General features: G+C 48.9%; 9 protein-coding genes. 2 read left to right on the forward strand and 7 right to left on the reverse strand.

What is annotated here, in order from left to right; translation table 11 throughout:
- Nucleotides 1-58: 58 nt before the first annotated feature.
- From Pan241w_RS23055 to Pan241w_RS23075, 5 genes are all read right to left on the reverse strand, one after another.
- Nucleotides 59-1,399, reverse strand: a complete 1,341-nt coding sequence (locus tag Pan241w_RS23055) for an ABC transporter permease (RefSeq protein ID WP_145220374.1) — start codon at nt 1,397-1,399, stop codon at nt 59-61.
- Between the two features lie 42 nt (nt 1,400-1,441).
- Nucleotides 1,442-2,155: an ABC transporter ATP-binding protein gene (locus Pan241w_RS23060; RefSeq protein WP_145220376.1), complete on the reverse strand. Its 714-nt coding sequence runs from the start codon at nt 2,153-2,155 to the stop codon at nt 1,442-1,444.
- A complete protein-coding gene (locus tag Pan241w_RS23065) occupies nt 2,152-3,741 on the reverse strand; it encodes an efflux RND transporter periplasmic adaptor subunit (protein WP_232107495.1) in 1,590 nt (529 codons plus the stop codon). The genes Pan241w_RS23060 and Pan241w_RS23065 overlap by 4 nt, the downstream gene beginning before the upstream one ends.
- A 247-nt stretch (nt 3,742-3,988) precedes the next feature.
- Nucleotides 3,989-6,766 carry a TolC family protein gene (locus Pan241w_RS29820; RefSeq protein ID WP_145220380.1) on the reverse strand — a complete coding sequence of 926 codons (2,778 nt, stop codon included), beginning with the start codon at nt 6,764-6,766 and terminating at the stop codon, nt 3,989-3,991.
- A 66-nt stretch (nt 6,767-6,832) separates the two neighbouring features.
- Nucleotides 6,833-7,405 (reverse strand): MarR family winged helix-turn-helix transcriptional regulator, encoded by a 573-nt coding sequence (locus Pan241w_RS23075; protein ID WP_145220382.1) that lies wholly within the window; start codon nt 7,403-7,405, stop codon nt 6,833-6,835.
- 246 nt (nt 7,406-7,651) lie between these two features.
- On the opposite strand from Pan241w_RS23075, the gene Pan241w_RS23080 reads away from it, so the two are divergent.
- Complete coding sequence (locus Pan241w_RS23080) at nt 7,652-9,082, forward strand: sulfatase family protein (RefSeq protein WP_145220384.1); 1,431 nt, start codon at nt 7,652-7,654, stop codon at nt 9,080-9,082.
- Between the two features lie 17 nt (nt 9,083-9,099).
- Here Pan241w_RS23080 and Pan241w_RS23085 read toward each other — a convergent pair whose 3' ends face one another.
- Both Pan241w_RS23085 and Pan241w_RS23090 read right to left on the reverse strand, forming a co-directional pair.
- Nucleotides 9,100-9,609 (reverse strand): hypothetical protein, encoded by a 510-nt coding sequence (locus Pan241w_RS23085; RefSeq protein ID WP_145220386.1) that lies wholly within the window; start codon nt 9,607-9,609, stop codon nt 9,100-9,102.
- 179 nt (nt 9,610-9,788) lie between these two features.
- The gene (locus tag Pan241w_RS23090; protein ID WP_145220388.1) at nt 9,789-10,196 is read right to left on the reverse strand and encodes a hypothetical protein; all 408 of its coding nucleotides are present in this window, start codon (nt 10,194-10,196) and stop codon (nt 9,789-9,791) included.
- Nucleotides 10,197-10,581: 385 nt separating this feature from the next.
- On the opposite strand from Pan241w_RS23090, the gene Pan241w_RS23095 reads away from it, so the two are divergent.
- Entirely contained in the window at nt 10,582-11,328 is a 747-nt protein-coding gene (locus tag Pan241w_RS23095; RefSeq protein WP_198000097.1) for a sugar phosphate isomerase/epimerase family protein, read from the forward strand.
- Nucleotides 11,329-11,348 lie beyond the last annotated feature (20 nt).

Genomic DNA, 11,348 nt, shown 5'->3' on the forward strand with positions numbered 1-11,348 from the left:
ATTCGTCGATCGGTTTGATTTGCACAAAGCAGGCTTTAACAGGTGAAAACCTGAACGGTTATTCGTGCCTGAGTGCTTCAATCGGATCGAGCTTGGCTGCAGAAATCGCAGGATAAATCCCCGAGAGGATTCCAATGGTGACGGAAATTCCGAACGCGACAGGCAGACTCCAGAATGCGATTTGCGGTTGCAGATCAAAGAACATCCGCCCGACTTCCGAGGCAGCCGTGCCACCTTCCATCACAAAATTCTGTACAAACCATTGAATGCCCAGAAATGTGATCGGTGTGAGTAAACCGAATACGACACCAATCAATCCCCCCGAGCCGGCCAGTACGATGGTCTCAGTAAGAAACTGCTCGATGATATCGCGTTGGCGCGCCCCGAGCGCACGGCGGACACCAATTTCCCGGGTCCGTTCTGTGACGGTGGCCAGCATGATATTCATAATGCCGATGCCTCCCACCACCAGACTGATCGCAGCGATTGACCCTAACACAACGTTAAAGATCATTCGAATCTGTTCTGCCTGCTTTAATAACTCCAGCGGCACGACAACCGCATAATCTTTCGTACGGGGATGAGACTGTTCCAGAGTTTCTCTGATTGCCTGCGCGGTGGGCAAAACGGCGTCTTTGTCATTCACACGTAGCGTAATCTGATGCAGTTCAATCTGTTCTGCGGTATTACTACCCGCCTGAGTTTTGATATCAAGATCCCCTTCGCGCGCCTGTAGCGTTTTGAGGGGAACATATACGTCTTTGTTATAATCCTGTCCGGAAAGGCTGCCGCCAATGGCGGCGGAAGCAGTCCGGTCTTTGGTTACGCCAACCACCGTGTAAAACATGGAACCGATGCGTATCGATTTTCCGACTGGGTCTTCAAATTTGAACAGACTGTTGGCAACTTCATTGGCAATGACAGCGACATTCAACAGTTTTTCCTGATCGCTGCCTGTCAGAAAGCGACCTTGGGATAACATGAGATGATTCATCTCCAGATAATCGGCTGTGCAACCCACGACGCGGGCATTCATGGCTTCCTTCAGGTAACGAATTTCACGATCGACTTCACGAATTGGCGCGGCACGGGTGATGGTGGGCAGGGTATTGGTTAATACTTTGTAGTCGGATCGAAGTAGCCCGTATGAGAGCACACGGCTGCGCGTCGAAGACTGCGTCACTTCATGCGGGGGCTTGACACTTCGCACGATGACATTCGTTGCCCCCAGCTCCAGCACCTGTTTCTGCGCCTGGGCACTGGCACCTTCACCAATCGCCAGCATCGCAATCACGGAAAACACACCAAACACAATCCCCAGCATCGTCAACCCGGACCGCAACTTATGTAGCAATAAGCTTTTCAGTGCGAGTCGAACAATGCGGATGATGCGAGTCATGGGAGTGACCTGAGTGAAACGAAATAAAAGGTGTGAGTCGTTTTAAGTTGTGGAGAGAGGATGTTCTATGACAGTCTCAGTTTCGATAAGACCATCTTTCATGATAATCTGGCGTTTGGTTTGCTGGGCGATGCCGGGTTCGTGCGTCACCATAATAATGGTACGTCCTTCCGCATTTAAATTGTGAAGAATTCCCATAATTTCAGCTTCCGTGGCGGAATCCAGGTTCCCCGTCGGTTCGTCAGCCAAAATGATTTGAGGATCATTCACCAGAGCCCGCGCAATCGACACACGTTGTTGCTGACCACCGGAAAGCTGGAACGGACGGTGATCCATGCGGTCTCCCAGCCCGACCATGTGGGCCAGTTCCATACACCATTCTCGTTCTTCACGACCGATGGCAGGATAGCCGGCCCGGTAGAGCAGGGGGACTTCGATATTTTCCAGCACCGTATATTGTGCGATCAGATTGAATGACTGGAAAATAAATCCAATCATGTCGTTCCGCATTTCGGAAAGTTCGTCATCATTCAAAGTCGAGACATCGCGGCCGCCCAGAATGTATTGTCCGCTGGTGGGACGATCGAGGGCTCCCAGAAGGTTCAAAAGCGTACTCTTTCCGCTACCGGAAGATCCCATGATGGCGACAAAATCGCCTTCGGGGAAGTCGGTCGAAACTCCCTTTAATGCTTTGACCACAACTGAACCCAGATCATAGAATTTGGTGAGGTCAACAACTTGCGCCGCCAACTTCATGGTCGCTTTTCTCCCGCGGGACGGGAGCCTCCGGGAGCTCCTGAAGGGGGCCTGAGCTTGCTGAGTTCGCCTGCATCCAGGAAACCATCTTTGTTGGCATCCAGTGTATCGAAACGTTCCTGCAGCCGTTCGGGGGCTTCTTCTTTGGAGACTTTGCCGTCCGAATTTTTATCGATGCGTTTCAGGAAATTAGCAGAACCACCGCCGCCAGCAGGCTTAGCTTTGGCTGCCGCCTGTCCCTTTGGTTTGCCACCTGCTGCTCCCGGTGTCCGCGGTTTTGAGGAATCTGTTTTGGATTGTCCAGCTCTCTGTTTTTCAGACTGCTTTTTCTTTTCGATCGCCAATTGCTCTTCCAGATCGATCAGCTCATCGGCAAAGTGAGTTCGAGGATTCAGAATCACTTCGTCACCGACTTCGACGCCCTCCAGAACCTCGATCATCGTATCACTGGCCTGGCCGATTTTGACTTCTCTTCTGACTGGCGCTCCATCTGCCTCAAGCACGAACATATAACGCTGATCTCCAATCGTGATGATCGACTGTACGGGCACCTGGAGGACATTATCAAGTTGTTCAACGCGGATTTCGATTTCTGCTGTTAAACCTGGCTTGAGTTTCGTGATATCCGCTCCGTTTGGAATGATCTTGATGGTTGCCTTGTACTCTTTCAGATCAGGACGCATCCAGTTCGAGGAAATCGGCACAGAAGAGACTTGATCCACTTCTCCCTGGTAAAGTTCGTCAGGGAAAGCATCAACGCGAATTTCAACAGGTAATCCCTGTTTAATCATACTGATTTTAGATTCGTGAATGCGGGCGTCGACTTTCATCTTGCTGAAATCGGGCAACTGAATAATGGCCTGGCGTTCTCGGACTTCCGTCCCTTCTTCGATGACATCTTCACCGCTGCTGCGTCGGCTGCTGTTCTGGTTCGCATACACAACCTGCCCATCTTGCGGCGCAATCAATTTACAAGCCTTAATCTGTTCCCCAATCCGCTCTAACTCACTTTTCTCGACTTCATAGGTCAGTTGACTGGCTTTGTGACGAGCGTCGTATTGCGCTAAGGTAGCAATACCTTTACGTTCTACGCGGTCCAGATTTCGTTCCTTTTCTTTAACATCCGCTTCCAGCTCAATGAGTTTCCGATGCTGGACATAAACTTTTTCAACATTGAGATCTTCTTTGGCAATCTCCAGATCGATTTCCGCTTTCACCACATTGATGCGGTCTGCTTCCACATCGTTCTGGTTTTTGTAACCTTTCTTCGCGATCCGTTTGGAGAATTCGAAATTTTCTTCCGCTCGTTGCAGGTCTTCCCGGGCTTTGGTAATTGCCCCTTCTTTAACATTCAGGTCGCGCTGTGATTCTCCCTCTTTGAACTTCTTCAGATCGAGATTCGCCAGTTCCAATGCCAGTTGAGCAGCAGAGTTGTCGCTGTCATTTTGTGTCTTTTGAATTTCCACATTTTCAAAAGCCTGTTTCAGTTCGGCTTCCGCCTGTGTGACCTGAATCTGCTGTTGCTTTTGTTTATCGACGAGTAATGAGGAATCAAGCTCGCAGACCAGGTCCCCAGCTTTGACCATCGTTCCTTCTGGAACAATGCTGATGATGGTCGTATAGCCTTTGACTTTGCTGGTGAGTGTGACGTTATCCAAACTGTCAAGCTGACCACGTTCGTTCACGGTGATTCGCAACGGCCCCCGTGTTACCTTGTCAGTAATGTAAGCCGTATTCTTTTTCGGACCGGAAGAGAACAGGGTCGTACGGAATGCGGGCGTAGCCAGAACCGTCCCCGTAACAAGTAAAATTGCCACTAAGAGCAACTTTGTCTTACTGGGTAACTTGCGTTTCTTCTTCGCTGTCTGTGGAGAGGGCGTTGAGTTCTGCTGCTGGTCGGAAGACAACGGGTCTGATGACTTCGTCTGCAGTGACTCCGGTTTCGGTTGTTTCTGGGGTGGATTGGCGGTGCTCATTGGTGGGCCTGATTCTTCCCGCGCGGTGTTGATAGAAATCGTCTTTCCAAATTCCATTTTCATCTATCTCCATAATACCCATATCTAGATAGATGTTAAGTCGGTTTTGCTCATAATTTACCCAGTTGCTGATTAAACTGTTTTGTGCGTCTAATACCGCATTTAACGCATTTAACAGATTTAACCCTTGATTTCGTCCCGCCTGGGAAGGATCTGAGGTCGCCTCGACGGCATTATCATACTGTAAAGCAGCTAAACGAATTTGAACTCGCGATGTCTCAAAGTTCTGCCGTAAGACCGACAGTTGACGCCAGCTTTGACGAACTTGGAACTTCACAGCATCTTCCGCCGCCATGAAATCACGTCGTTCTCGCTGATAATCGATCTGAGACTCTCGATATGCGTTTCGCTCCTGTACTAATGATAAAGGGGCTGTAAACTCCACTCCTGCACGGAAACCAGCCTGACTACCGCGAAAGTCCAGCGGCTTGTTTCTGCCCAGAGGCGTACTTACATCCCCGTCGACTACGACATTTAACACCGCTTCCAGAGAATTAGACCGCACTTCCATCAATCTTCGTGCATCCATGACGATTCCACGCTGATTCATCAGGTCCAGGCGATTATCCAGGCCAATGCGGACCACTTCACCGATATCCATCATAAATGGTTCCAGGGTAATAAGTTCCACTCGCAGACCGATCTCGATTACCTGCATCCCCTGAGAGGTTCTCAGCATGTCTTCCCGCAAATTGGCCATCTCTAAAATTATTCGCTTTTTTTGCTCATTCGTCAGTTTGTCTTCGCTCAAAAAGCTCTGCAGCCCGGCCAGACGGCTTTCGATGTTCTGCATTTCCTTGCGAATGCTTGAGTACAACCGTATATCATTTTTCGTACTTTCGCGAACCCGCTCTCGATCTTCTTCCGACTGGAAGCGACGCTGTCGTAATGAGAGCAGCTCATCAGTTGCCCCTTCATCAGTATCACCCAGCAGCAATTCCACGTTTTTGATGTCCTGCTCTAATGTCTGCAGCGCATCAGTGCGGAGTTTGGCCAGAAGTTGCTGGAGTCCTGCGACGACCTCTTTTATCTCCGCCGTTGTGGGTGGGACCAGATTCGGGTCTTCCCAATTCTCAACGTAGACTTTCGCCCAGACTTCGACATAGTCATAAATTTCCTGTTCGATCTGAGGGAGCAGGGGATCGATCAATTCAAACGGCTTTAATAAAGAGTCGTCAATCGTCATCGGCATGTTGGGGGGGAGCCCCAGAAAGATTTTGAACGAGCCCAATGAATCCTGATACTGTCGTTCAAACGTTCTCAAGCGATTGATTGATTGTGCCAGTCGTGTTTCCAATTGTGCCACATCCAAAGTCACGACCTCAGTGCGAATCCGCGATACAAGTTCATTGGCGGTTGCCTGAAAGGAATCGGCATCACTCAGCGCCAACAGGAGTTTCTCCTGTTCTTCGGTCATCTCGCCTTTCCAGGAAAGCATTCGAGATTCGTCATCGAATTCGAGCTTATCCACGAGCGCTGGTGGAATGATCCAGTTCTCTGGAAGCTGATCGAGTTTTTCGGATTGGACTTTAGGTTTCTGAGAAGACAGAGCTCGCAGAATTTCCACCTGGCGTTCCAGACGTTTGATATTCCCGCGTTCGTTTTCGATGACCTGAATCTGCTGCAGTAACTGTAAAAAGCCATTTCCCCCGGCGACATTATCAGTAAAAAATTCTTTTCGGAATCGGGCGAGTGTTCGTGTCTGATACAGCACGTTCCGTTCGTCCTGTGTCAGATTATTCAAGACAACTTTTCGACCTGCACCGAGGAGCAGGGGTTGTACCAGAGAATAAGACAGCACGCTGACTGAACTGGTTTGGTTTGAACCGGAAAACAGCCAAAGCGTGTTGTTGGCCAGTTCGACGGCCCATTGCGCACCACTGGGGAGCACCTGATTGACGCCGATGCGGCTGGCCAGATCCAGTTCCTGTGTACCATTTGATAAACGACGACGATTGATTTCGGCTTGAGGATTCTGCCCGCCGACACCCAGATAACGAACATCAAACTGGAATCGACCGAAGGTTAAATCCAAGGCTGCCAGAAACAGATTTTCAATTTGGAACTGGTATTCACGGCTATTAATGTTCGCGATATCAATCGTTTCAGCGAGAGTAAGATTATTGAGCGCCGGTAGTTCCACGCCTTCCAATGCATCACCAGAGGCGGCAATTTCCGCACTGAGTTCCGGGCTGATACCATACTGCACAAGCCAGTCGGGATTTTCGATACTGAGTGCGCGGCCGAATTTGTGCCAGCTTTTATACCCTTTTTTGCATTGCAGCCAGTGCATATAAACATTCGCGGCAGGGTCATCCGGCGGCAGTGGTTCGTGGTTGGGATCATAGGGATCATAAAACCGACTGCGCGGATCGGGTTCCACATCGAAACGAGGCACGTGCCAGGCAGGGTCATTCGCGTTCTCGGCAAGAATTTCATACGTATCCTGATTCGCTTGATCGAACCAGAACGTCGGAGAGCAACCAGTGTGAGCCACGGTCATAAAAACGATCAGAGCGATCGTCAAATATGGTTTGGTCTTGCCACAAAATGGAGTCAGTCTTATACGCCTCATAGAGGAGAATCCGTTACAGTAGTTAGTAAAATGCCAGGATTGGTAAGAAGAGGAAAAACGATTACGTTACGCTGCCGGTGCGCCCTGATAAGGATAAGGGCTGGAAGCATCCTGAAAGGTTTTGACTGTTTCGCGCTGGGAGCGCTGAATGTAGGCCGACTTCAGTAACGCCTGCAGAATGCTGGTCAACTGGCGCCGTTGATCCGGATTCAATGCAGCCAACAGACGGTGTGAAACCATACCGTGATACGCTTTGACCTGTTCCAGAATACGGGAACCTTGCTCAGTCACTTGCAGTACACGTTTGCGGCGGTCTTTTTGTGACTGCCTGCGAATGACTAACTGATCCCCCTCCATTCGTTCGATCAACGTACAGATATTCGATTCCGACTGCCCCAGCCTTCGTGCTAACTCAGATTGGGAACAACCGGTCTCACAAATGTCATCAATCACTTTCAAAGCAGAGTAGCGCACTTCATTGATTTCCAGATGTGCAAAACTGTTATTTAACGCCGCCCTGACCAGATGCGCGGTTCGGATCAATAAATCAATCTGTTCCACACATTCATGGTGATGCAATGACTTCCAGTCTGTCGAACCAGATGGAGCTTCTGAATTGGGTTTGCTATCCTGTTCCATACACTTCCGCCTCACGCTTGATAATTCGTTTTAAAATGACGCCTCGCCTGTTTGAGCACAGAGGTTGCCCTTACTAATATTTCGGACGTGAAGTATTAGTATCTGAAGGAGTTATCGGCATAACCGTCAAAGTTTTACATAAGTAAAATCTTATTTTTAGGTTGCACTTCGGAAGGAAAGCGTGAACAATCAGAGGAACAACCCATGACTTTTCATTTCAAAACCCCATTCGTGAGAAAGCTTTACATGAAACGGCTCGCACTCATTCGTAGCAAAAAACAACACGCCTTATTAATCCTATTCTTCCTATTCACCCTGAGCTCATCACTCGTTGAAGTTCGTGCAGAATCTAAGCCGAATGTCATCGTGATCTACGCCGATGACCTGGGATACGGGGACCTGGCCTGCTTTGGGCATCCTACAATCAAAACGCCTCACCTGGATCAGATGGCGGCGGAAGGGATGAAATTCACCCAATTCTATTCAGCGGCCCCGGTCTGTACTCCCAGTCGGGCCGCTTTGCTCACAGGCCGCTATCCGATTCGTTCTGGAATGTGCAGTGACAAACGCCGGGTACTCTTTCCCAATTCCGGCGGCGGCATTCCTGCCAGCGAGGTGACTCTGGCCGAAGCACTCAAGGACGCCGGCTATCAAACAGCCTGTGTCGGAAAGTGGCATCTGGGCCATCTCCCCCAGTTTCTGCCCACCAATAATGGCTTTGATTCTTACTATGGAATTCCTTATTCCAATGACATGGATCGCGTGGCAGATAGAAAAATGGGCCGCAATATTTTCCTGGATCCCAAAGTCAAATATTGGGATGTCCCCTTGATGCGCGATACGGAAGTCATCGAACGACCGGCGGACCAGACCACCATTACGAAACGCTACACCGAAGAGGCGATCAAATTCATCAAGCAGAATCAAAAACAACCGTTTTATCTCTATCTGGCGCACAGCATGCCACACGTTCCGCTGTTTCGCTCGAAAAAGTTTGTCGACAAAAGTCGGCGTGGCTTATTTGGAGACGTGATTGAAGAGATTGACTGGAGTGTCGGACAAATTCTGCAGGAACTGAAATCACAGGGACTGGATCAAAATACGATCGTCTGGTTTTCCAGTGACAATGGTCCCTGGTTGATTTTCAATCAACAGGGAGGCTCTGCGGGGTTATTAAAGGATGGGAAAGGCAGCACTTGGGAAGGTGGCATGCGTGAGCCAACTCTCGCGTGGTGGCCTGGACATATTCCTTCGGGTACCGTGTCACAGGAACTGGGCAGTACGATGGATATCTTTACCACTTCCATCAAACTTGCGGGCGGGAAAGTTCCCCAGGATCGAGTCGTCGATGGCGTAGATCTGACACCCGTTTTAATGAATACCGGCAAAGGCCCCCGAGAGGAAATGGTCTATTATCGAGGGACCAAACTGATGGCGATTCGCAAAGGTCCCTGGAAAGCCCATTTCATCACCAAACCAGCTTACGGCAGAGAGCCGTTCAAAGAACACGATCCCCCGGTGCTGTATCATCTTGAACACGATCCCTCAGAAAAATATGACATTTCCAAGGATCATCCCGATGTGATCAAGGAATTAAAGGCGGCCGCTGAAAAACATCAGAAAACGGTCAAGCCGGTCCCTTCCCAACTGGAAATTCCCCTTACGAAAAAATCCTGAATCGCAAAACAGACGGCTCACCAGTAACAGTTATAGCGTGGGCCGTCTTTTTCCTCTCGAATCCGAAAGTGGACAGAAGAAATCGATTTGTGGTGATCCAGGTCTGAAAAAAAGTGATCCCAGGCTTTGCTGAAGCGGGGTAACTGCTTTTCATCAAATTCAGGCTGCGGCTCGGGTAGGCGCTCGTAGGCATCATGGGTCAATGCCAGAGCCACCAGCGACATATGCTCATCGTAATCAGGCTGTGACAACAGCACTTCCATTGCCTCAGCGGCTTGCCTGCAAGGAAGAAACTCTGTTTCGCGCAGACACTGCGTTGCCATCCGCTCCACATATTTCAGCAGGTTATTCACACCCCGCTGATTGAGCAGAAAATCGGCTCTGGAATCAACTTGCAGGGCAAATTGAATTTGCTCATAGAGTTCTTCATCTGTCTCACTGGGAATTGACATTCTGCCATATCCATCCGGTGCGATAGACTCAATCGTTTTGATCGCGTTGGCAATTGCTGTATGACTGGTATTCATAATCGGTGATTAAATTCATTCAAGAAGGGAAACGGTTCCTGCTGATACCGGACATTATACACCCCGCTTGTGAATCAACAAAGAGAACGAACTCAGTGTCTTGCTCCCAATAAAAAAGGAGCTGACTGAGTAGAACTCGGCCAGCTCCTGAATCAATTGTCGTTTTGGAAAGCGTCTTCTTATTTCAGAAAGAAGTCATCTGGTCCCTTATGAGTATAGTAAGGATATTGCACTATGCCCAGGGGCTGATTTTGCTGAGGATAGACAGCTGCAGGAGGGATGTATTTGTATGTCTGATAATGCTTCGGGCGTTGTTTGTGAGTATAGCGGTTTTTGTGGCCATTATTCCAGCCGGGAGGACAGTAGGCACCACCGCCGTGGCGATAATGACCCATTTGCTGAATGGGGGCCTGTTGACCAGCAAGCTGCTTGTGCATGAGCTGTTGGTATTTGACCATTTCAGCCTGCTGCTGCATCATGAATTCCCCGTCGCTCGATTGACCTCGAATGACCTGGCTATTCGTGCATCCCACACATAATGGCAGAATCAAACACGCGGCCATTTTACATAACAACTGAGGCTTCATTGGCTTCCCTTCCCCTGAATTCCTGAATATGAACGAATCTGAAGATTCAGTTCAAAAACGTTGGTACCTGATGCAATTCCTGCTGATATTGGTTTTGAGAGAACCAACCCTGATCAGCAGATGACTTATTTCTTTTATCGGCCGATGAGAGTCAAACAATAGTTAAAATCCCCAATAAATGGAAAACCGCTGTAATATTCAAAACTGATCGACCTTGCAGAATCGTTAAAACCGGGATAGATTATCATGGTTCCCCACTCTATGACCGGGTCTGTATAAGCTGGTCAAAGTGGGTTATTTTTAGATTTGAGTTTTTAAGGCAAGACAGCGTCAGTGACGAAGTGCTCATTTTGATTAGATCTTTGCCAACAAGGGAGTGTTCGGCGTGTTTGTAGCTGCATCATCACGTTGTTTTTCTGATGAATCGTTTGAAGTCAGTTGTGAGCGACTCACCGATCTGGAATTCGACAAAATCGAAATCTGGATGGATGAAGAGAGTGACCACCTGAAGCCATCGGAAGTGGCCAATTCACCAGAAGAATTTTATTCGCGTTTTAAAGAAGTCACTCGGCTGACTCCGATTGCATTTTGTCTGGAAAACGACATAGACCCCGATTCGTTTCAATCGTTGTGTAAAACAGCGAAGCTGATGCGAATTGCTCAGATTACGATTCCCGCTTCTCCATTGGGAACACCATTTAATTCTGAGATTGATCGTTTAAAGACCTTACTGGAAATTGCCAGCCGCGACGGAATCTGTCTTTCGATCAAAACCAAAACAGGACTGTTGACGGAAGATCCACGAACGGCGACAGAGCTTTGTCAGTCTGTAAAAGGATTAGGACTGACTCTTGACCCCAGCTATTATACCTGCGGCCCTTACAGCAATACGTCTTATGACATGGTCTTTCCTTACGTCTGCCATGTGCATCTCCGCGATTCTACCAGTGATCAAATTCAGGTTCCGGTGGGACTGGGGGAAATTGATTACAGCCGCCTGATCAGTATGCTGGAACGACAGGAATATCACCAGTTCCTCTCGGTCGAGATTCTTCCAGCTCTACTGAAAGACGTCGACCGTGCACTGGAGCTACGCAAATTGCGAATGCTTCTGGAATCCGTTGTGATCTAATTTGAAACTGTAGTCAGGCA

The organism is Gimesia alba (assembly GCF_007744675.1).
Taxonomy (GTDB): Bacteria; Planctomycetota; Planctomycetia; order Planctomycetales; family Planctomycetaceae; genus Gimesia; species Gimesia alba.